The sequence below is a fragment of the Planococcus sp. S3-L1 genome (assembly GCF_030063085.1).
Classification (GTDB): domain Bacteria; phylum Bacillota; class Bacilli; order Bacillales_A; family Planococcaceae; genus Planococcus; species Planococcus kocurii.
In genome coordinates this window covers 212,443-234,276 of record NZ_JASISN010000004.1, presented here as the reverse complement: position 1 = coordinate 234,276, position 21,834 = coordinate 212,443, and the positions used below count along the sequence as shown (strand labels likewise).

Genomic DNA, 21,834 nt, shown 5'->3' with positions numbered 1-21,834 from the left:
TTGAAAATTTAAACATCTTGTTGCCTATTTATGCAATAACAATTATGATTAAATAGAATTATCAAAAAAATGGGGGTAGGAAAATGGGGAGAACGAGAAACGCGCAAATTTTCATGATTCTGATTGCATTTGTTTTATTCTTATCGGGGTGTAATTTCAATTCTTCGGAAAGTTCGAAAGAAGAAAATGCAACAGAAGGAGAAGCTAAACAAGTACTTAATATTTCGACCACAGCAGACATTCCTACCTTAGATTCTACAAAAGCACACGATGGAATCGCCTTTACTGTATTGAATAACGTTAATGAAGGTCTTTATCGTCAAGATGAAAACAATGAACCAATTGAAGCGTTAGTAACAGATCACACAGAGAACGAGGATCAAAGCGTTCATACGTTTACTTTGCGCGATTCTAATTGGAGTAACGGTGATCCGGTTACCGCTCAAGATTTTGAATATGCTTGGAAACGCGTTATGAAAGATGCAAGCCCGTATAACTTCATGTTCGTAACAGCTGGAATCAAAAATGCTGAAGCCATCATGAATGAAGAAATGGATGCGGAAGAATTAGGAGTTAAAGCAATTGACGAGAAAACATTGGAAGTTACATTAGAAGCAGCGAACCCGTTGTTCCAGTCACTAATGACGTTCCCAACATTCTTGCCGCAAAATCAAAAATTTGTTGAAGAGCAAGGCGATCAATATGCACTAGAAGCAGAGAATATCCTTTTCAATGGACCATTCACATTAGTTGACTGGACGCATGAACAAGGGTGGAAATACGAAAAGAACGCAGACTACTGGGACGCAGACACGGTTAAACTTGATGCAGTCAACGCTTATGTTGTCAAAGACCCTGCAGCAGGTATTAACTTATACGAAACGAACAAAGTGGATCGTATTGTCTTGAGTTCAGAGGCAGTTGATCAAAACAAAGACGACGCGAACTTTGACACGATTTTAGAGCCGGAAATTATTTTCCTTCGCTTTAATCATAATCATCCAGTACTCGGCAATAAAAACATTCGTCAGGCAGTAAATATGGCGATTGATAAAGCGAGCTTAACAGATGTTATTTTGAAAAACGGTTCTACTGCATTAAATGGCGTGGTTCCAAAAGGCTTTTTCAAGTCACCATCGGGTGAAGATTTCCGTGACTTGAATGGAGATTTCAATACAGGAGCAGTAGAAGAAGCTCAGAAGCTTTGGACAAAAGGGTTAGAAGAAACAGGAGCAACAGAAGTAGCTATCTCGATTAACATTGCCGATTCAGAAGACCATAAAAAAGTAGCTGAGTACATTCAAGCCCAGTTGGAAGACAATCTTCCAGGACTTAAATTGGATATCAAAGCAGTGCCATTCGCTCAGCGTTTGGAAATCGAAAAAGCCATTGAATACGATTTGTCTCTATCTTCATGGGGCCCAGATTATAGCGATCCGATGACTTATTTGGATATGTGGTTAGAAGGTGGATCGGCTAACCGTATGGATTATTCAAATCCTGAATTGGAAAAACTAGTAGCAGCAGCAAGAACGGAAACGGACCTTGAAAAACGTTACCAAATGCTATTAGATACTGAGAAAATTCTATTAGAAGAAGACGCAGCGATCGTACCACTTTATCAAGAAGGTGCTGCTGTCTTAATGAGAAGCAAAATCAAAAATCTATTGGTGCATCCAACGGGAGCTTCATTCTCTTATAAATGGGTGACGATCGAAGAATAAAACAGGTTTGCAGCTTATAGATACGAGGGTGTAGCCGATTAACGGGACATCCTCGTATTTTTAATGGCTCTAAGATTGCTTAGCATTTCGGCGTTATTACCGCCTTTGCCACTTCGCCAGAGCGTCTTATGCCCGGCAGAGCTACACGGGTGCTTGCGCTTTTCTTGTCTAGCTCCAGCACCCAGCTCTTTGGGTCATAAGCCCCTCTAGCTGTGCGGCTGAAAACACGCCACTTCGCCAGAGCGTCTTATGCCCGGCAGAGCTACATGGGTGCTTGCGCTTTTCTTTCACATTATAGAACTGAGGTGTTCTTATGAAACGTTATTTATTGCAGCGGATTGGCTTTATGCTTCTTACGTTGTTCATTATTGTGACAGCGACTTTTTTCTTGATGCAGCTGTTACCCGGTACACCGTTTACTAATCCGGAAAAGTTAACGGATAGCCAATTAGCGATTTTAAATGCCAAGTATGGATTGGATCAACCTGTCGCCATTCAATACATACAGTATATTGGAAACTTACTTCAAGGTGATTTGGGTTATTCGTTCCAACACGAAGGACGAACGGTGACGAGTATGATCAGCGATCGGATTGGTCCATCGGCATTTATTGGCTTACAAGCATTAATTTTTGGTGCAATTGTTGGACTGGTTCTCGGAATCGTTTCAGCCTTAAAACATAATTCTATTTTGGATTATGGTTCCGTGACCTTGGCTGTATTGGGGATGTCGATACCGTCATTCGTTTTTGCGGCGTTGCTGCAGTATTATGTTGGTGTGAAATTGGAATGGCTACCGGTTGCCTTGTGGGAAGGATATTCCAGTACACTGTTACCGTCGATTGCTTTATCGGTAACGGTTACTGCAACTGTCGCTCGGTTTATCCGCAGTGAAATGCTGGAAGTTATCGGTCAGGATTACATTATTACTGCCAGAGCGAAAGGCTTGAAAGAACAACAAGTTATCGTCAAGCACGTTATCCGCAACGCGCTGATTCCGGTTGTGACGATGCTTGGACCGCTTGCCGTATCGATTATGACAGGTACCTTGGTTATTGAAAAAATATTCGCTGTACCGGGACTTGGTGAGCAGTTTACGTTATCGATTTTGGTATTGGATTATAGCGTCATTATGGGAATCACTATTTTCTACAGTGCGCTGTTTATTTTTGTGGTCTTTGTGGTCGACATTATTTATAGTTTCTTAGATCCACGCATCAATTACAAGGGGGATTCAGCATGACAAAAAAACCTTCGAAAATCCCCTCACATCAAGATTTGCAGGTGCAAAACCAGTATGCTTATGATGAAATTCCGTCAGACTTATTTGTCAAAGCACCACTGGATCAACGAAAAAGTGAAGAAATTGGTACACCGTCAGTATCTTTTTGGAAAGAAGCTTTTCAGCGTCTTATTAAAAACAAAGGTGCAATGATTTCATTGATCATGCTTGTATTACTAATTGTTTTAGCGCTAATCGGACCTGGAATGAATGACTTTTCCTATCGCGAACAAAACTTAGTGCATTCCAATATGCCGCCGAAAGTGCAAGGCTTGGAATGGCTTGGATTTAACGGTCAGAATTCCCAAGGTGTCGATCAATATGCCGAACGTGATGTCCAGATTAATTATTGGTTTGGAACAGATGAATTTGGTCGAGATTTGTGGACACGCGTTTGGAAAGGGACACAAATCTCGCTGTTTATAGCATTAGTGGCAGCCTTTTTGGATTTAGTGATTGGCGTCATTTATGGCGGTATTTCTTCTTTTTACGGAGGACGCATTGATAATGTGATGCAGCGCATTATCGAAATTCTCATGGGGATTCCAAACTTGATTGTCATCATTCTCTTTATCTTGGTGCTAGAACCGGGCATTACCTCTATTATTTTGGCGATGGTCATCACTGGCTGGGTTGGAATGGCACGTGTGGTTCGTGGCCAAGTGCTGCAATTAAAAGGGCAGGAATTTGTTTTGGCTTCGCGAACACTGGGCGCTTCAAATCCGCGTTTGATCTCAAAGCATTTGTTGCCGAACGTGATGGGTCCAATTATTGTTACCGTGATGTTCACCATTCCGACTGCTATTTTCTTTGAAGCATTCTTAAGCTTTATCGGTCTTGGCTTGCAGGCACCACTGGCGTCGCTTGGTGTATTGATTGAAGACGGCTATAAATCGATGCGTTATTTTCCTTATAAATTGATTTTCCCGGCGTTAGTGATCAGCATTATTATGATTTCTTTCAATCTGCTTGGTGATGGACTGCGTGATGCATTAGATCCGAAAATGAGAAAGTAGGGGAGGGCCCATCATGAGCAATACTATTTTGACGGTTGATAATTTACATGTAGCGTTTAAAACCCAAACCGGTAAACTGACAGCTGTACGAGGTGTAAACTTCGAGTTGAAAAAAGGGGAAACATTAGCGATTGTAGGAGAATCGGGTTCGGGGAAATCCGTAACCGCCAAATCGATTATGCAGTTGTTGCCAACAGCTACTACCGAAGTGACAAAAGGCGACATTGTTTATAATGGTGAAAGTTTGTTGAAGATGTCGAAAAGCCAAATTACCAACTTGCGTGGCTCGGAAATTTCGATGGTCTTTCAAGATCCCATGACTTCACTAAACCCAACGATGAAAGTCGGTAAACAAATTATGGAAGGTGTTCAGCGTCATGAGCGACTAACAAAAGCTCGTGCCCGTGAACGTGCGCTGGATATGCTAAAGCTAGTTGGAATTCCGCAAGCGGAAAAACGGCTGGATAATTACCCGCATCAGTTTTCTGGAGGAATGAGGCAGCGTGTGGTCATTGCGCTGGCACTTGCCTGTAATCCGAAAGTATTGATCGCGGATGAACCGACAACTGCGCTCGATGTAACAATTCAAGCACAAATTCTTGAATTGATGAAAGATCTGCAAAAGAAAACGGATACGGCCATTATTTTAATCACACATGACTTGGGTGTAGTCGCCAATATGGCAGATCGCGTAGCTGTTATGTATGGCGGCAAAATTGTTGAGCAAGGGACGGTGGATGAAATTTTCTACAATCCGCAGCATCCGTATACGCTCGGACTGTTGCAATCCATGCCGAAGTTAACTGAAGATCGTGAGCAGCCGTTACTGCCGATTGCCGGGTCGCCACCTAATCTGGCAACACTAGGAGAAGGCTGTGCGTTTGCGGCAAGGTGCCCGCATACAATGACGGTATGCCATACGTATACACCGCAAGATACGGTATCTGAAACAGGGCATTCTGTGGCTTGCTGGCTTCAGGACTCACGGGTTACCACATCATCTGATCGCTCTGAATTTGTAGAAGCAGGACATTCTTCATCTTAAATGCAAAAAACCAGTAAAGCCGAAGTTGGCCTTACTGGTTTTTTTATATTTTATTTGAACAAGGCGGGAATGCCGTTCATTAAGGTGTAAACACCCATCCAAGACATGGCTACCACAATGATGAGTCCAAAAATGGTCATCCATAAAGGATGTTTATAGTCACCAACGATTTTGACTTTATGCGCAGCAATTAGCATAACGCCGAGTGCAATGGGTAAAATCAATCCATTTACAGACCCGACCAGAACCAATATGACTACAGGCTTACCAATAATGACGAAAACAAGTGTAGAAATAAGGATAAAACTGATGGTTAATGCACGATGATATTTTTCAAGAAGTGGACTGAATGTCCGAATAAATGATACCGAAGTGTAAGCTGCTCCTACAACGGAAGTGACAGCTGCAGCCCACATCACAATTCCAAACATTTTATAGCCGACATTCCCCGCTGCTAACTGGAAAACCGAAGCGGGTGGATTAGACGGATCCAATGAAAGTCCTTGAGAAACAACACCGAGAACTGCTAGAAACAGAATGATGCGCATAAGTGAGGCAATAGCAATGGCGTAAATTGAGCTTCTCGTGACTTCGGGCAATGCTTCTTTACCAGTCAATCCTGCGTCCACTAAACGATGTCCACCGGCGAAAGTGATGTATCCACCAACTGTTCCACCGACCAACGTAACAATCGCAAAGATATCAATCGTATCTGGAATAAATGTTTTCGTAATGGCTTCACCGATCGGCGGTTGTGCAGTGATCATCACATAAACGGTTAACCCGATCATAACAAAGCCGAGAACTTGCGCGAAGCGGTCCATTGCTCGTCCGGCTTCTTTTACGACAAAAATACCGATGGCGAGCACACCACTTAAAATGGCGCCGGTTTTCGGATCGATTCCAAATAACACGTTTGTGCCGAGTCCAGCTCCACCGATGTTCCCAATATTAAAGGCTAGTCCACCCATCACTACTAGTAAAGCCAGAAAATAGCCAAGGCCTGGTAAGACATCATTGGCAATATCTTGAGCGCGTTTTCCAGACACGGCAATGATGCGCCAAATATTCGTTTGTGCACCAATATCAATAATGATGGAAATTAAAATAACAAATCCGAAAGAAGCCAATAAGGTTTCGGTGAAAACGGTTGTTTGTGTTAGAAAGCCAGGTCCAATCGCGGAAGTGGCCATTAAGAAAGCCGCACCAAGCAAAACGCTACGATTCGTATTCTTCATCTTCTTTACATTATTCATCAAAATCCCCCCTTAGTTTGTCTTAAACAAAGTCGCCTATTTTCACAATATGAATGTCCGATTCTTTTAAGGATTTTGAAATCTGAAGGGCAAAAGCAAGTGCGTTGATGCCGTCTCCGTGTATACAAATCGTCTCTGCTTCAAGTGCAACATCGGTTTGTTCAACAGTGGCGACTTTGTTTTCTTTGACCATGCGAACGACTTGATTGATGGCGATTTGTGGATCGGTAATTAAGGCATTGCTCTCAGTTCTTGGTGTTAACGAGCCGTCAATTTGATAAGTTCGGTCTGAAAAGACTTCATTCGCAGTGCGTAAGCCGATTTTTTCTCCAGCTTTAATAATTTCACTGCCCGACAGTCCGAACAGTACCAATTCCGGATCGATTTTATAGACAGCTTCTGCAATCGCTTCAGATAATGACGCGTTTTTAACCGCCATGTTGTAAAGAGCACCGTGCGCTTTGACGTGCTGCAACTGGCCACCTTCAGCTTTTACAAAGCCGGATAAAGCACCGATTTGGTAAACGACCAAATCGTAAGCTTCTTGAGGAGACAGAGCCATGTTGCGACGTCCAAACCCTACTAAGTCTTGAAGCCCGGGATGAGCCCCCATGCCGACGTTTTTCTCAAGCGCCAGTTTAACGGTTTTTCGCATAGTTGAAGGGTCACCAGCATGAAATCCACAAGCGATGTTTGCTGATGTTACGTAATTAAGTATTTCCTCGTCATTGCCCATCTGGTAAGCGCCAAAACTTTCACCCATGTCGCAGTTTAAATCTACTTTAAAAGTCATGTCCATTCCTCCTGTTTTAATTGAATTGCGGCTTTGACTTGCCGAATGTATTGTTCTTGTTCAACCAAGCGCTGTTGCGCATCTAGTAAAGAGATCTCTTTAAAGCGTAGATGTTGCCCTTGTTTCAACTGGCTAATGAGCGGCAAGTCGACAGAGATAATCTGTCCAATTTTCGGATAGCCGCCCGTTGTTTGACGATCTGCAAGCAGGACAATCGGATTGCCGTCGGCGGGAACTTGTACAGAACCAAAAGCCACCGCCTCTGAAATCAATTCGGTGGGATGCTCCAAAGCTAGACCGGCGCCTTCGAGTCGGTAACCCATGCGGTCGGAATCCGAAGAAACGGTAAACACGTCATTAAAAATTCGGTTTTTACTGTCTTCATTGAATAAATCAAATTGCTTTCCTTTGATCATTCGAAGAACGGGTTCTTCAAAATAACGAGCCGGCGGGACTAGCCAGTCGAACTCATTGTCGCTAGTATGCTGGAATGCTAGGGATTGTTGTTGGGTTATGTTTCCTATCGGAATTTCATCCCCTTTTTTTAAGGCACGTCCACAAAATCCACCAATTCCGGCACGCAGATACGTAGATTTGCTGCTCATTATTTCGGGAACATTAATGCCACCAGCTACTGCTAAATAACTCCGCGCGCCAATTATAGGCTTACCAAACGTTAGGGTACTGCCTTTGGTGATCGGATGCATCCGCCACATAGTTACCGGGGCACCATCTAGTTGAGGGCTCAAATCTCCACCGCACAGAGCAATGACCGCATTTTCGGTAAATTCAATAGTTGGTCCCACTAATGTAATTTCAAGGGTCGCTGCTTGTTCCGCGTTACCGACTAATAAATTGGCTAGACGGTGTGCGAAAGGATCCATGACGCCGCTAGCAATCACGCCGTATTTCTGAAATCCGGTCCTACCTAAGTCTTGAACGGAAGTCTGTAACCCACTTTTAAGGATTTTCAGCATCTGGCTTTTCCTCCCATGCATCATAGTCTTCTTTGGAAATTTCTTTGAAAACAATTTGGTCACCTGCACGAAGTAAACTCGGAACATCGTTTTCAGGAAGAAAGAGTCGAATCGGCGTTCTGCCAATCAATTGCCACCCACCAGGAGTTTCAATCGGGTAGACGCCCGTTTGCATGCCGGCAATGCCCACTGTCCGTTCCGGAATGCGGAGACGCGGAGAATCGCGTCTCGGAGCTGCAATTTTTTCAGACATGCCACCGATAAAGGGAAAGCCGGGTGCAAAACCAATCATATGTACTGAATAAGTGCCGGAAGTGTGGATATCAATAACTTCACGTGGAGTCAGTTTGTTATGTCGCGCTACAAATTCAAGATCTGGCCCAAACTCGCCGCCATAACACACGGGAATTTCAATGGTAGTGGTTTTGACTGCCAAATCTTCACCTAGATGTGATAGCAGTCTTTCTAGTTCAATTTTCACTTTATCGTAAAGCGCCAAGATGGGATTATAAAAGACCGTTACGGTTACGAACGCAGGAATAAATTCAATCATCCAATCGGGTTTTTGCTTTTCTAGTAAAGTCGATACTCTCCTAACCGCTTGTTCAGTTTGTTTATTGATTTCATGGCCAAACTCGATGACAATTGCTTGGTCGCCGAGTGGCGAAAAAGAAATATTCACCTAGATCTCCTCGTTTCCTGATTATTCTTACTCGTTCATTCTAGTATAGGGGAGGTTGGACAGTATTTGAACGCTTTTGGACAGTATTTTACAAATTTGGACGGTATTTCGGCTAAACTCGACAGTATTTGTGCTGATTCGGACAGTATATCCATTAACTGGAATAAGTTCATCTTAAATCATAAATAAACAACAAAAAAGAAGCCGCTCAGATGACCGCGACTTCTTGCTTTTATTCGTCAATATTCACTTTTTGGGTAGCATCGGCACCGTTAAAGAATTCAGCAGAGATTTCGGCGATTGTGCCATCTTCTAGCATTTCTTCGATAACGCGATCGACGTTCTCAGCTAGTTCGTCGTTGTCTTTGTTCATGACGACGCCAACTTCGGAAGGGCTGTACTTTAGATCTGGATGGATGACGATATCCAGCTCTGGAAACGCTGCAATGGCTAAAGTTTGCAAGTAATAATCATTTAAAATGACATCTGTTCGTCCAATGGCGACGTCACGTAAATACGTTTCGTTTGTCGCGTTGTCGTAGACGACTTCTTCAGCGCCATATTCGCGTGCAGTTTCCATGTAGACAGAAGTTGAAGCACCGGCTGCTTTTTTGCCTTCCAAATCTTCTAATGTCTTGATTCCTGATAAATCTTCTGAACGGACGATTGCTGTTCCGTACGAATATTTAATCGGTGTAGAGAAGATGAAATTTTCTGCGCGGTCTTCTGTGATTTCAATATCATTTGAAGCCAGATCGACTTGTCCTGTTTGAACAGACGTTAACATTTCATCAAAACCAAGCTCTGTGAATTCAATGTCCAATTCCAAGCGCTCACCAATTTCACGAACCACCTCTACTTCAAAGCCAGTTAATTCGTCTGACCCTTCTTCGCGGTAGGATGTTGGAAACAAGGTACCTGATGTGGCAACTGTTAAGCTACCTTTGTCTTGGATTTCATCCCATGCGGATGCCTTTTCTTCAGAAGCTGTATCGTCATTATTTCCACAAGCTGCAAGCAGCGATAATACGGCTAAACCAGCAACTACGGATACTTTTTTACCGAAAGATGAGTTTTTCAATTACTATTCCTCCTATAATTTTTTAGCAATTAAAACATAGCATTATTGAAGAGTAGTGGCAATGGTCAGATTTTAAAATTAACAGAGTGTCAATCGCAGTTAAATAATCTAGAATCACACACAACAAATAGTTGGAAAAATCAGTTTAATGAGAGAGGGTTATTGACCGACATGACCGGAAGCTTTAATGTAAACGTAGAACATGCTGCGAAAGAACACGTGAAATTCAAAAATTGTAAAGCTCGGTGATAGGAATAAAACCAATTCTATCAACTGGCTTAGCGGACCAGTTCCATTAAGAATGAATCAGCTGTTACTTTTATAAATATCTCGATATTTTGACTAAATTATTTTACGCAAACATAGGAGGGATCTCCATGACCATTTTAAGAACAGTTGACTTGACGAAGAGATTTGGGGATTTTACAGCGCTGGACAAAGTGAATATTCAAGTAGAAAAAGGTGAAGTTTACGGGTTTATCGGACCTAATGGATCAGGTAAGTCTACAACCTTGCGTATTTTGCTTGGTATTTTAAAAGCTACAGAAGGACGAACTGAAATTTTTGGTAAGGATTCGTGGAAAGATGCGGTGGAAATCCACAAGCGTGTCGCTTATGTTCCTGGCGACGTCAATTTATGGCCTAACTTAACAGGAGGAGAAGTTATCGATTTGTTTGTCAAACTGCGCGGAGGTAACAACCTGAATCGCCGACAGGACCTCATCGAAAAATTCGACTTAGATCCAACAAAAAAATGCCGAACTTATTCTAAAGGAAATCGGCAGAAAGTCGCGTTGATTGCAGCGCTGTCATCAGATGTAGATTTGTATATACTAGATGAACCGACTTCTGGTCTTGATCCTTTAATGGAGCGAGTTTTCCAGGAATACATTATCGAAGCGAAAACACACGGGAAGAGCGTTTTATTGTCCAGTCACATCCTATCTGAAGTCGAAAAGCTTTGTGATAAAGTCGCGATTATTCGTGAAGGAAAAATCATTGAAACGGGCTCGTTAAACGAGCTTCGCCATTTAACAGGTTCAGTTTTGCTAGTGGAAACAAAAGAACGAATTCAAGATTTGGCAGGACTTAAAGGCGTGAGTGGCATTGAGCAGAAAGGAAATGCGTGGTCTTTCCACGTGGACACGCAAGAAATGGAGCATGTAATTCGGTACGTTAGTCAGTTCGGCGTAATTCGCATCGAAAGTTCACCGCCGACTTTGGAGCAACTATTTATGCGTCATTACGAAGGAGCCAGTAAACCGACAGGAGCAGGGGGCGGATTATAATGAAGCGACATCTTTTTGAAGGGACAGCAACGTTAATCCTTTTTATTCTCCGTCGCGATCGTCTGCGTCTACCTATCTGGTTGACATCGTTCGCTGCTGTCTCAGTCATTGTTTCCCTAGCTTTTGTTGGCTTGTATCAAACGGATGCAGAAAGGCAGGCGATGGCTGAAACGATGCGGAATCCTGCCATGACTGCGATGGTGGGACCAGGGTATGGGTTTAATGATTACACAATCGGAGCTATGACTGCTCATGAAATGCTTTTAATGACCGCGATAGTGGTCGGTTTAATGAACATTTTGCTCGTAATTCGTCACACACGCACAGATGAAGAAGATGGTCGCATCGAAATGATTCGTTCTTTGCCAGTAGGCCGACTATCGAATTTGTTGTCTATTTTACTGGTGTTGATTGGAGTCAATGTAGTATTGGCGCTATTGACTGCTGTTTCGTTAACGATGCTAGGTATAGAAAGTATGGGGTTTGAAGCATCGTTAGTATACGGTTCTGCTTTGGGCGCGAGTGGATTAATATTTGCTGGTGTGGCAGCTGTCTGTGCGCAGCTATCTTCAAACGCTAGAACGACATTGGGATTGTCTTTTGTTGTTTTGTTGCTAGCCTATATCATTCGCGCTATCGGTGACGTGACAAATGAAACCTTGTCTTGGTTGTCGCCACTCAACTGGATTTTGCGAACAGAAGCTTACGTCAATAATTATTGGTGGCCAATAGGGTTAACCGTGACAGTTGCGTTGCTATTGATGGGATTAGCTCTGTACCTCAATTCAATCAGAGATCTCGGATCAGGCTTTTTGGCTTCACGGACAGGAAAAGAGGGAGCTTCAAAATTACTTCTCAGTTCGTTTGGGCTTGTTTTTCGGCTTCAGCGAACCGGTTTACTTGTATGGGGGCTAGGTTTGCTACTCATCGGCGTTTCTTATGGTTCAATTCTCGGTGATTTAGAATCGTTTTTTAATGAAATTGATATTATGCAACAAATGATTGTTCAGACAACGGGCTCTTCTTTGATAGAGCAATTCATTCCAATACTTATGGCGGTTATGGCGATTATAGGAAGCATTCCGGTATTAATAGCCATTCTGAAATTGAAAACAGAAGAAAAGAACGATCGACTCGAGCATATTTTGAGTCGTGCAGTTTCCAGAAACCACATAATGACTAGTTACCTAGCGATGGCCATTTTAACGGCAGTTGTGATGTTGAGTATCGCGCCTGTTAGTATGGGGCTGGTAGGAAATTTGGTAATGGCAGAAAATCTGTCACTCGCCATGTTTTACAGTTCGGCGATGGTTTATTTTCCAGCAGTTCTTGTTATGGTCGGGGTCGCCTCGCTGTTGCTTGGTTGGGCTTCTAAATGGACGGGTGTGGTGTGGCTATATTTACTGTTTTCTTTTATCGTCGTTTACATGGGCAGCCTGTTTCGATTTCCAGACTGGGTAGAAAAATTAACACCTTATGGTCATGTGCCTCAACTTCCGATTGAGGAGATGGACTATTTGACTGCAGCCATACTGATTTTGGTCGCCTTTGGTTTCATTGTCATTGGCATGATTGGATTTAATCGGAGGGATATTGGGAAATAACGACGAATTGAAAGCAATAAAAGAAAGGGCTGTCCCAAAAGGTCACGAAAAACGACTTTTGAGTGCAGCCCTTTTTCTCCGTCTTTTTTATTTTAGAGGATTATGAGACAGCCTCTTTTTGCCGTTTTACAGGAGCAAAAACGCCGCAACAGGACCTAGTAAGGCCCCAAGTACAGCACTTAAGGTCATGGCAACAGAGCTCATCGAAGCTTCTTGCTGACCGTATTCAAAGGCTTTTGCTGTGCCCATGCCGTGTGAGGAAGTACCGAGTGCGATGCCGCGACCGATTGCCGAATCGATATGCAACCAGTTTAAAAAGAACGGGCCGATAATATAACCGGTAAACCCTGCAACCATAACGAAAACCGCAGCTAGAGAAGGAATACCACCAAGGTCGCTTGCCACTTGCATCGCGACGGGTGTCGTCAATGATTTTGGTAAAACGGTCAAAATCAGTTGTTCTGAAAAATGGAATAGCTGAGTAAACAATATTCCGCTCGTCATGCCAACTGCCACCCCTGCAATAATGCCTGAAAAAATAGGGAGTAAATTACTGAAAAGCAAATCGCGTTGTTTATAAAGAGGAATGGCTAACGCGACAACTGCCGGCCCTAAAAGGGTACCGATCCAGCCACCACCTATTAAATACGTATCGTAAGGGATGTTGCCGACTACCAATATAACCGATAGGATTGCTGTAGAAGCAAGTACTGGGTTCAATAGCGTTTTTTGATATTTCACATAAACAACATTCGTAAGAAAATAAACAGCAATAGTCAAGGCGGCAAAGAAAACAGCAGTTAGATTAACTTCCATTATGAAGACGGCTCCTTTCGCGCGGCAATATATTGACTGACCCAGCCGGATACCGCGATGGTAAGAAACGTACTAACCATGACAATGGGAATTAGTAAAATTCCTTTTCCCGAAAACAGCTCTCCGTATTCAACGACACCAACAGTAGCAGGAATAAAATAAAGTGGTAAAAAAGCCAATAGAAAATGTGCACCTGAATCAATCCATTTTAGTGGAAAAATTTTAAGCATAAGAACAGCAAACAATAAAAGAAAACCAATAATACTGCCAGGCAGCGGAATGTTGAAGAGGGCTTGAATTGCTTCACCTAATAAATAAAAGCCAGTGATGGCGAAAAGCTGAAGAAAGATGTAGATGATTTTCAAAGAGAACGCCGCCTTCCGGTTAGTAATAAAAAACCCCTGTTCTTTCCATATTAAGTTATTTTACAGCATTTCATTTGAAAAGCGAGAGTAGAGGCTGTGTTTGTCTAATCAGATCAGAAATAACGATGCGAGAATCCAAGCTGTATTTTTTGTGGATAGTGTTAAAGTCATTTACCTTTTTTTATTGCGTTACGGTGCGCGTGTATCCACATCGAGAAATATGATTTTTGATTATTTATACACTTAACAGTATAGATACTATATTGGGAGAATAACCCGAAAATGAAAATTGACTAAATAGACGGAATTTAAAAACAACTTCCGTTGAAAAGCTTGCATTTTGGACTCAATGTTGTATTATTATTTTATGCAATATATCGTATACGTTTTAAAAAGAAGAAACGTGTTATATTGAAATTGTAAATACTAAAGACGAAACCATGGTTTTAATCTACAGGAGGAAATAGTAATGGACAGTAAGTTATCGTTTAAGTCTTATGCAGTAGTGGGGATGATGTTGTTTGCGCTGTTCTTCGGAGCAGGAAACTTAATTTTTCCGGCGCAGCTGGGACAATATGCAGGAACAAACGTATGGATTGCAATCTTCGGATTTTTGATTACTGGTGTCGGCTTGCCGTTACTTGGAATATTGGCAATTGGCTATTCGAAAAGCAATGATTTGCAGGATTTATCAAGCCGTGTGCATCCCGTTTATGGACTGATTTTCACGGCAATGCTGTATTTAACAATTGGACCTTTCTTCGCGTTACCGAGAACGGGTGCAGTTTCGTATGAAGTTGGAGTGGCTCCGTTTATTGGAGCAGGAAACGCAACGATCGGTTTGCTTATCTTCTCATTGATCTTTTTTGGCGTTTCACTTGTTGTGTCATTAAACCCAACAAAAATAGTTGATAGTATCGGAAAAGTTTTGTCACCAGCTATTTTGCTGACATTGGGCGTTTTGTTGGTCGCCGCTTTTGTGAAACCAATGGGCAACCAAGAAGCACCACAGCCGGTTTATAAAAGCGACGCTTTCTTTACTGGATTTACAGAAGGCTATAACACGATGGACGCACTTGCTTCTCTCGTGTTCGGAATTATTGTCATCTCGGCTGTTCGCAAAATGGGCGTGAATTCGCCTAAAGGCGTATTGATGGCTACCTTGAAAAGTGGCGTGGTTGCATCAGCTTTATTGGCAATTGTCTATACAGGAATTGCTTATTTAGGATCAACGAGTACAGCTACTTTAGGTCTTATGGAAACAGGGGGACCCGTACTCAGTGGGGCTTCTGATTATTATTTCGGAACTTTTGGTGCCATGTTGCTTGCTGTCATCATCATCCTAGCTTGTTTAACAACAGCGATTGGCTTGACAGTGGCAAACGCTGAATTTTTCCACAAATTAACGCCGAAAATCGGTTACAAGACGTATGTTGTGATTTTCTCTGTCTTTTCATTGGTCGTGACCAATGCGGGACTTGCGAACATCATTACCTATTCAATTCCTGTGTTAATGTTCTTGTATCCATTAGCGATTGTCTTGATCATCCTGGCGTTCTTGTCGCCGTTGTTCAGACATGCGCAACTGGTTTATGTATCGACAATCATTGTTACATTATTTATTAGCGTCATTGATGGATTGAAAACCTTAACTTCTTCAATCGGAGTCGACAATCCAGCATGGTTGCAGTCGATTATCGATTTTTACGCAGCTACGTTGCCATTATACAGTAACGGTCTTGGTTGGCTTTTGCCTGCGCTAATCATTATCGCGATCACAACGGTTATTGCTCGGACCAAAAAAACTGTAAAAGTTCAATCGGCTCAGCATAACGCATAATTTTAAGCAATAATGGCGGGTCTGGTAAACCAGGTTTGCTTCTAAAATAAAAGCTGCATCAAAAGCGTCTATGCTTTTGATGCAGCTTTTTCTAATTAGTTTACAGAAGTTTTTCAGTCGACAACTCATCAATCGTACGAATCCAATTGGATTTCATAAGTTGTGTCACTTTAGTTGGATTTTTTTCTTTTAAGGTCTGGATAATTTCGACGTGCTCATCGTATGAGCTCTTAGTTAACATCAATGAATGATGAAAAAATTGTCGTCTTACATGAGACTGGAGACTGCTGAGGATTGAGTGGATATAAGGATTATCTGCAGCATCGACAATAATTTGATGAAACTCTTGATCAATTTTTAAAGCTGAAAAACCATTTTGGCTTTCAATGGCTTCAATAAATCGTTGGTTAGTTTCTTCGAGCAAACGAAAGACATGCTCGTCAAGATTAGGAATAGCAAGTTCTGCTGACAAGGCTTGCAAAACAGCGAGAGGTGGCAACAAGTCTTTGAGGTCCCCTTTTTTAATAGTAGTGACGCGTGTAGCTTTTCCTGGAAACATTTCTACAAACCCTTGAACTTCCAACAGCTGCAGCGCTTCGCGTATTGGAGTTCTACTTAAACTCAATGCTTGCGCCAATTCTGTATCGATTAATTTTTCTTCAGGCTGTAGCGTACCATCAATAATCCATTGCTGTAATTGAAGATAAGCACTTTCTTTAGCTGACACGCGGACTGGCTTAGCGTGATTAACTGGAATAGGCATTACAAGCTCCCCTTTTTACTGCGTAATAGATTCTATTATACAGTAATTGGCACCATCAACAAAATATTTCATGCAATATATCGGTAGATAGCATTAAAAAATCTCGCTATAGCCGTTTGTTAGCTTCTAAATGGGGAATATGAAAATTAACAACAAGTCTATTACTGACGAGGAGGAATAAAGATGTTGTCATTTGTACCAAGCAAAGACATAGAAACAATCGCTATTGAATTCGAAGGAGCAGCCACATACCAGGATGCGATGAAAATTGATAAAATCATTCAAGAAAAATATGCGGATAAAGGAAAATTCAATATTTATGCCATTATAAGCGAAAGACAAGGCGCATCTTTTGAAGGACTAGAAGAAAGCATGAAAGTAAACATGGATGCATGGAATCATTTTCATAAATTTGCTGTAATCAGTTCCAGCCACATAAAAGAAAAGTCAGCAGAAATAGAAAAATTATTACCGAAACTCGAAGTGAAATATTTTACATTAGATGAAATGAACAATGCTTGGGACTGGATTCAGGAATAGAAAAAGCGTTTTGCATGACAGATGCAAAACGCTTTTTGTAGTCTGAATCTGCTTTATGACTCTTCTATGCTAATTAAATCGGCTTTGACAATGTGGAATACGCTTAAGACAATCGTTTTCCCTTCGATATTTTCAACAGAAAAAAGACTCACCGAAACCCCTGGAAAGTGGTCTTCAAGAGGTCCTTCAACGCGGATGTTCTCCAGGTATTCCCCATTAGTTAATAGAATATTGTAAACATAAAACTTCTGCTTCATGGCAATTCCTCCTACTGAGTGTGTTGGAAAATTCACATGGCGAGGGTGGGAATCCGGTCAGCTATCGTATACACTAATTATAAAGCAAAACAGTGGTTGACAGATAGGATGAGAGATTATGAATTCGGAAATTTCAGTTAAAATAAACGATAAATTTAAGACAGGTTACGCTAACGGTTATCCTTTAGTGACGAAAGAAGCTTTAGAAAATGCAGAATTTCTCCAAACTGAAGGAAGTATTTTGAAACTTGTTGATAAACAAGGACGTTTTTTAGCAAAAGGCTATTACGGCTTGCAAAATAAGGGGTATGGCTGGGTGCTGACCAATGATGAAAATGAAACTGTCGATCAAGCATTTATTGAACGTAAGTTGACGACTGCGATTTCTCGTAGACAAGCTTTTTTTAATAACTCAGAGACGACCGCTTTTCGCGTTTTCAACGGTGAAGGTGATGGTTTCGGAGGGTTGATCATTGATTATTATGACGGCTTTTATTTGCTTAGCTGGTATAGTGAAGGGGTTTATACGTTTAAAGATCAAGTCATTGCCGCACTTCAAAATGTGACGGAATGCAAAGGCATTTACCAGAAAAAACGATTCGATACAAAAGGTCAGTATATCGAGGAAGATGATTTTGTTGCGGGCGAACGCGGTGAATTTCCGTTAGTCGTCAAAGAAAATGGTGTGAACTTTGCAGTTTACTTAAACGACGGAGCGATGACAGGAATTTTCTTAGACCAGCGTGATGTACGAAATGTGATCAAGCAAAAATACGCCAAAGGCAAAACAGTACTCAATACGTTTTCCTACACTGGTGCATTTTCAGTAGCAGCCGCACTTGGCGGGGCACGGAAAACGACGAGTGTCGATTTGGCGAAGAGAAGTTCTAGTAAAACGATTGAGCAATTCAGTGTGAATGGCATTGATTTTGAAAATCAGGATATTTTGGTTATGGACGTCTTTAATTATTTTAAATACGCTAAGCGAAAAGAATTAAGGTTTGATGTCGTGATTTTAGATCCACCAAGCTTTGCGCGTTCAAAAAAATACACGTTTAGTACGTCTAAGGATTATACGAACTTGATGAAAGAGGCAATCGCCATTACAGAAAAAAACGGCGTTATCGTTGCTTCGACCAATAGTGCTTCTTTTGGCATGAAGAAATTTAAAGGATTTATCGACAAAGCCTTTAAGGAACTTGGTGGGAAATACAGCATTGTTGAGGAATTCACATTACCTAGCGATTTCCGCGTGCACAAAGAATTTAAAGAAGGCAATTACTTGAAAGTTCTTTTTGTGAAACTAGGATAACGTAAAAAGGTTTCTTTATTCTAGCCTAGTTAACTAAGGAACGACTTATGGTTTGTGTCGAAATTTTGCGTACTTTTGTAGAAAGTTCCCGCGTTCTCCCGCTAATCCCTGTACAGCGTTCCCCTTTCGCTTTTATAATGAAAGCAGAATGCGAGGGATAGTTCATGTTTAAAAATGCGTTAAGCACATTTCGTTTTATGGGCGTAGTTGAAGGCGGTTCACTGCTAATCTTGCTGTTTATTGCGATGCCGTTAAAATATTTTTTTGATTTTCCAGAAGCGGTTAGCGTGATTGGACCGATTCACGGGGCTTTGTTCAGTATGTATATTTTAATTACCATTTATATGACGTTTGTTTTTAAATGGCCGTTCCGTTTTTCTGTAGGTGCCGTTGTTTCAGCATTCGTTCCGTTTGGTAATTTCATTTTAGATAAACGTCTTGAAAATTGGCAACAGCTGAAAACTTCAGCTGCCTAAACACCGATTTTATAAATGGAAACACCTGTGGAATTTTTCTGCAGGTGTTTTTAGTGTATGTAGAACAGCTATAAATTTAATGTAATAAACTAGAGTAACTTCGCTTCATGCGACTGACAGAACAGGGGCTCCTATGATGAAAAAGAACGCTAAAGAAAAGAGTTTAAAGCCGTTTATTTCGCTATTGTTGACATTGAAAATCCCGAAACTTGCGCTAGCTATTGGTTTGACGGCTAGTCTGATTACTACGCTTGTTGGACTTGTGGTACCGTTATTAACAAAAAATCTAGTTGATGGTTTTTCCCTTAATGACTTAAGTGTTCCGCTGATTGTTGGAATCGTTGCGGCTTTTATTGTGCAAGCTGTCATTAATGGCATTTCGATTTACTTGCTCAGCATGGTCGGACAACGAGTAGTCGCTGGCTTGAGAGAGCGCATGTGGGCAAAATTGATCCGCTTGCGTGTCCGTTATTTTGATCAGCATTCCAGTGGAGAAACGGTAAGTCGAGTTGTCAATGATACGGGAATTGTTCGGAATTTAATCACGGATCATTTTCCTTCTTTCGTTACCGGCATTATTTCTATAATTGGGGCAGTAATTATTTTGGTCATTCTGGACTGGAAAATGACGCTTCTGATGATGTTGTCGGTTCCGCTAACAGTTGTCGTTATGGTACCGCTAGGCCGTCAAATGGCCAAAATTTCTCGTAACTTACAAGACGAGACTGCTCATTTTACGGGTCATGTGCAACAAACTTTGGGTGAAATTCGGTTGATGAAATCTTCAACGGCTGAACATACAGAAGAAACAAAAGGTGTACAAGGCATCCATAAATTGTTTGCGCTTGGTATGAAAGAAGCCAAAATTTACGCATTGATTGCACCGTTAATGTATTTGGTCGTCATGGTCGTTATCGTATCAATCATCGGCTACGGCGGAATTCGTGTAGCAAATGGGGAAATGTCGACAGGTTCGCTCGTTGCATTTTTATTGTATTTATTTCAAATTATTGTTCCGATGGCGACTTTCGCGCGCTTTTTCACAGAGCTTCAAAAAGCCAAAGGTGCGACAGAACGCATTATCGACATTTTAGAATTGCCATTAGAAGAACAACAGCCAAAATCAACTTTAGATATTGTCGGGAAATCGTTACAAATTAATAAGTTAAGTTTTTCTTATGGGGAAGGAGAGCCGGTTCTAGCTGATATCTCATTTGAAGCACAACCCGGTGAAATGATTGCATTTGCAGGACCAAGTGGTGGTGGAAAGACTACAATTTTTGGGTTGATTGAACGCTTTTACGAACCACTGTCAGGTGAGATTTTGATAGGGAACATGCCAATCGATGAAATTTCAATCACGTCTTGGCGAGATCAAATCGGTTATGTGTCGCAAGAAAGTGCTATGATGGGTGGCACCATTCGCGAAAACTTAACGTACGGATTGCCAAACTCGGCAGTAATTTCAGCTGAAGAATTGTGGCAAGTTGCACGCATGGCTTATGCGGAAGATTTCATACGTGGCTTTGCTGATGGACTGGATACAGAAGTCGGGGAACGCGGCGTTAAGTTATCCGGCGGTCAGCGCCAACGAATTGCCATTGCCCGAGCTTTTTTACGCGATCCCAAAATTTTGATGATGGATGAAGCGACAGCGAGTTTAGATAGTCAGTCAGAAGGCATCGTTCAACAGGCCTTAAGTCGCTTAATGGAAGGGCGGACTACTTTGGTTATCGCTCATCGACTGTCGACAATTGTGGATGCGGATAAAATTGTTTTTATTGAAAAAGGGCGTGTTACCGGAATTGGAACTCACCAAGAACTAATAGCGAGTCACGCGCTGTACCGCGATTTTGCCACACAGCAACTAACTTGATTAACCTGCTTGACCTTAACGCAACGTCAAGGTGTAGGGTAGATTCATCAGGAGGTGGAGAAATGGACTATACCGTGCAAAAGTTGGGGGAGTTAACCGGAGTTAGCACGCGGACTTTGCGTTATTACGATGAAATTGATTTATTGAAGCCGTTAAGAAAAAATGCGTCCGGATATCGAATTTATGGCGCGCGGGAAGTCGATAAGCTGCAGCAAATTTTATTTTACCGCGAACTCGGATTGAGACTGGAACAGATAAAGAACATCGTTAATGACTCTGGCTTCGATAGTGCCAAAGCTTTAAAAGCACACCGGGAAACACTTCTCGCGAAACGGCTGCAATTGGATCTCTTGATTATCAATGTGGAAAAAACCATTTCCACGAAAAAAGGAGAGAGCATGATGGGGGACAAAGAGAAATTTCAAGGCTTTCAGCAAAAACGTGTGGACGACAACGAACAGCAATATGGCAATGAAACACGCAGTAAATATGGTGATAGTCTAGTCGATCAATCGAATGCCAACATGTTAGGGATGGGCGAAGAGAAGTTTCTGGCGTTTAAAAGTTTAGAGCAACAAGTATTAAACAGCTTGGCAAACGCTATCGAAACGAAAGACCCGTCGAGCGACGCGGCTCAGCAAATGGCTGCGTTACATCGCCAGTGGTTAAACTTTACGTGGCCGTCCTATAGCAAAAAAGCGCATAGAGGACTCGCAGAGATCTATGTGGCAGACGAGCGATTTGCTGCGTATTACAACAAAGTAAACTATGGAGCCGCTGAATTTTTGAGGGACGCCATTGTGGTTTATACATCATCAGAAGAATAAAAATTTGTTCAAG

The 21,834-nt window shown here is 41.9% G+C and carries 21 protein-coding genes; 12 read left to right on the top strand and 9 right to left on the bottom strand.

What is annotated here, in order from left to right:
• Window positions 1-83: 83 nt before the first annotated feature.
• From QMF37_RS06620 to QMF37_RS06605, 4 genes are all read left to right on the top strand, one after another.
• On the top strand, window positions 84-1,724 hold the full coding sequence (locus tag QMF37_RS06620; protein WP_283477361.1) for a peptide ABC transporter substrate-binding protein: 1,641 nt from the start codon (window positions 84-86) through the stop codon (window positions 1,722-1,724).
• Between the two features lie 313 nt (window positions 1,725-2,037).
• Window positions 2,038-2,967 (top strand): ABC transporter permease, encoded by a 930-nt coding sequence (locus QMF37_RS06615; protein ID WP_058386639.1) that lies wholly within the window; start codon window positions 2,038-2,040, stop codon window positions 2,965-2,967.
• Window positions 2,964-4,022: an oligopeptide ABC transporter permease gene (gene opp3C, locus QMF37_RS06610; protein WP_058386638.1), complete on the top strand. Its 1,059-nt coding sequence runs from the start codon at window positions 2,964-2,966 to the stop codon at window positions 4,020-4,022. The genes QMF37_RS06615 and opp3C overlap by 4 nt, the downstream gene beginning before the upstream one ends.
• A gap of 13 nt (window positions 4,023-4,035) precedes the next feature.
• Window positions 4,036-5,067 (top strand): ABC transporter ATP-binding protein, encoded by a 1,032-nt coding sequence (locus tag QMF37_RS06605; RefSeq protein WP_071154114.1) that lies wholly within the window; start codon window positions 4,036-4,038, stop codon window positions 5,065-5,067.
• A 50-nt stretch (window positions 5,068-5,117) separates the two neighbouring features.
• Here the strand turns inward: QMF37_RS06605 and QMF37_RS06600 are convergent, their stop codons facing one another.
• From QMF37_RS06600 to QMF37_RS06580, 5 genes are all read right to left on the bottom strand, one after another.
• Complete coding sequence (locus QMF37_RS06600) at window positions 5,118-6,323, bottom strand: NRAMP family divalent metal transporter (protein WP_058386636.1); 1,206 nt, start codon at window positions 6,321-6,323, stop codon at window positions 5,118-5,120.
• 22 nt (window positions 6,324-6,345) lie between these two features.
• Window positions 6,346-7,116 carry a LamB/YcsF family protein gene (locus tag QMF37_RS06595; protein WP_283477354.1) on the bottom strand — a complete coding sequence of 257 codons (771 nt, stop codon included), beginning with the start codon at window positions 7,114-7,116 and terminating at the stop codon, window positions 6,346-6,348.
• A complete protein-coding gene (locus tag QMF37_RS06590; RefSeq protein WP_283477352.1) occupies window positions 7,113-8,093 on the bottom strand; it encodes a 5-oxoprolinase subunit C family protein in 981 nt (326 codons plus the stop codon). The genes QMF37_RS06595 and QMF37_RS06590 overlap by 4 nt, the downstream gene beginning before the upstream one ends.
• Entirely contained in the window at window positions 8,077-8,775 is a 699-nt protein-coding gene (gene pxpB, locus QMF37_RS06585) for a 5-oxoprolinase subunit PxpB (protein WP_283477349.1), read from the bottom strand. The genes QMF37_RS06590 and pxpB overlap by 17 nt, the downstream gene beginning before the upstream one ends.
• Before the next feature lie 232 nt (window positions 8,776-9,007).
• The gene (locus QMF37_RS06580) at window positions 9,008-9,856 is read right to left on the bottom strand and encodes a transporter substrate-binding domain-containing protein (protein ID WP_071154117.1); all 849 of its coding nucleotides are present in this window, start codon (window positions 9,854-9,856) and stop codon (window positions 9,008-9,010) included.
• Between the two features lie 377 nt (window positions 9,857-10,233).
• Between QMF37_RS06580 and QMF37_RS06575 the strand changes: the two genes are divergently transcribed.
• Together QMF37_RS06575 and QMF37_RS06570 are read left to right on the top strand one after the other, a co-directional pair.
• Complete coding sequence (locus QMF37_RS06575; RefSeq protein ID WP_283477348.1) at window positions 10,234-11,145, top strand: ABC transporter ATP-binding protein; 912 nt, start codon at window positions 10,234-10,236, stop codon at window positions 11,143-11,145.
• The gene (locus QMF37_RS06570; protein WP_283477347.1) at window positions 11,145-12,749 is read left to right on the top strand and encodes an ABC transporter permease; all 1,605 of its coding nucleotides are present in this window, start codon (window positions 11,145-11,147) and stop codon (window positions 12,747-12,749) included. The genes QMF37_RS06575 and QMF37_RS06570 overlap by 1 nt, the downstream gene beginning before the upstream one ends.
• Window positions 12,750-12,875: 126 nt before the next feature.
• Here QMF37_RS06570 and QMF37_RS06565 read toward each other — a convergent pair whose 3' ends face one another.
• Entirely contained in the window at window positions 12,876-13,565 is a 690-nt protein-coding gene (locus QMF37_RS06565; RefSeq protein ID WP_283477346.1) for an LrgB family protein, read from the bottom strand.
• Window positions 13,565-13,930: a CidA/LrgA family protein gene (locus tag QMF37_RS06560; RefSeq protein WP_071154119.1), complete on the bottom strand. Its 366-nt coding sequence runs from the start codon at window positions 13,928-13,930 to the stop codon at window positions 13,565-13,567. The genes QMF37_RS06565 and QMF37_RS06560 overlap by 1 nt, the downstream gene beginning before the upstream one ends.
• Window positions 13,931-14,399: 469 nt before the next feature.
• Here QMF37_RS06560 and brnQ point away from each other — a divergent pair, with 469 nt between their 5' ends.
• On the top strand, window positions 14,400-15,770 hold the full coding sequence (brnQ, locus tag QMF37_RS06555; protein ID WP_078080064.1) for a branched-chain amino acid transport system II carrier protein: 1,371 nt from the start codon (window positions 14,400-14,402) through the stop codon (window positions 15,768-15,770).
• 100 nt (window positions 15,771-15,870) lie between these two features.
• On the opposite strand, the gene QMF37_RS06550 is transcribed toward brnQ, so the two are convergent.
• Window positions 15,871-16,533 (bottom strand): GntR family transcriptional regulator, encoded by a 663-nt coding sequence (locus QMF37_RS06550; RefSeq protein WP_058386626.1) that lies wholly within the window; start codon window positions 16,531-16,533, stop codon window positions 15,871-15,873.
• 183 nt (window positions 16,534-16,716) lie between these two features.
• On the opposite strand from QMF37_RS06550, the gene QMF37_RS06545 reads away from it, so the two are divergent.
• Window positions 16,717-17,073 (top strand): SpoIIAA family protein, encoded by a 357-nt coding sequence (locus QMF37_RS06545; protein ID WP_058386625.1) that lies wholly within the window; start codon window positions 16,717-16,719, stop codon window positions 17,071-17,073.
• Window positions 17,074-17,126: 53 nt separating this feature from the next.
• Here the strand turns inward: QMF37_RS06545 and QMF37_RS06540 are convergent, their stop codons facing one another.
• Complete coding sequence (locus tag QMF37_RS06540) at window positions 17,127-17,330, bottom strand: hypothetical protein (protein WP_058386624.1); 204 nt, start codon at window positions 17,328-17,330, stop codon at window positions 17,127-17,129.
• 118 nt (window positions 17,331-17,448) lie between these two features.
• Here QMF37_RS06540 and QMF37_RS06535 point away from each other — a divergent pair, with 118 nt between their 5' ends.
• The 4 genes from QMF37_RS06535 (at window position 17,449) to QMF37_RS06520 (ending at window position 21,821) form a co-directional block, all read left to right on the top strand.
• Entirely contained in the window at window positions 17,449-18,642 is a 1,194-nt protein-coding gene (locus QMF37_RS06535; RefSeq protein ID WP_078080065.1) for a class I SAM-dependent rRNA methyltransferase, read from the top strand.
• A 164-nt stretch (window positions 18,643-18,806) separates the two neighbouring features.
• Window positions 18,807-19,118 (top strand): DUF3817 domain-containing protein, encoded by a 312-nt coding sequence (locus QMF37_RS06530; protein ID WP_078080066.1) that lies wholly within the window; start codon window positions 18,807-18,809, stop codon window positions 19,116-19,118.
• A gap of 136 nt (window positions 19,119-19,254) precedes the next feature.
• The gene (locus QMF37_RS06525) at window positions 19,255-20,994 is read left to right on the top strand and encodes an ABC transporter ATP-binding protein (protein WP_283477339.1); all 1,740 of its coding nucleotides are present in this window, start codon (window positions 19,255-19,257) and stop codon (window positions 20,992-20,994) included.
• A 62-nt stretch (window positions 20,995-21,056) separates the two neighbouring features.
• Window positions 21,057-21,821, top strand: coding sequence for a MerR family transcriptional regulator (locus QMF37_RS06520; RefSeq protein WP_283477337.1), 765 nt, complete (start codon window positions 21,057-21,059; stop codon window positions 21,819-21,821).
• Window positions 21,822-21,834: the final 13 nt, after the last annotated feature.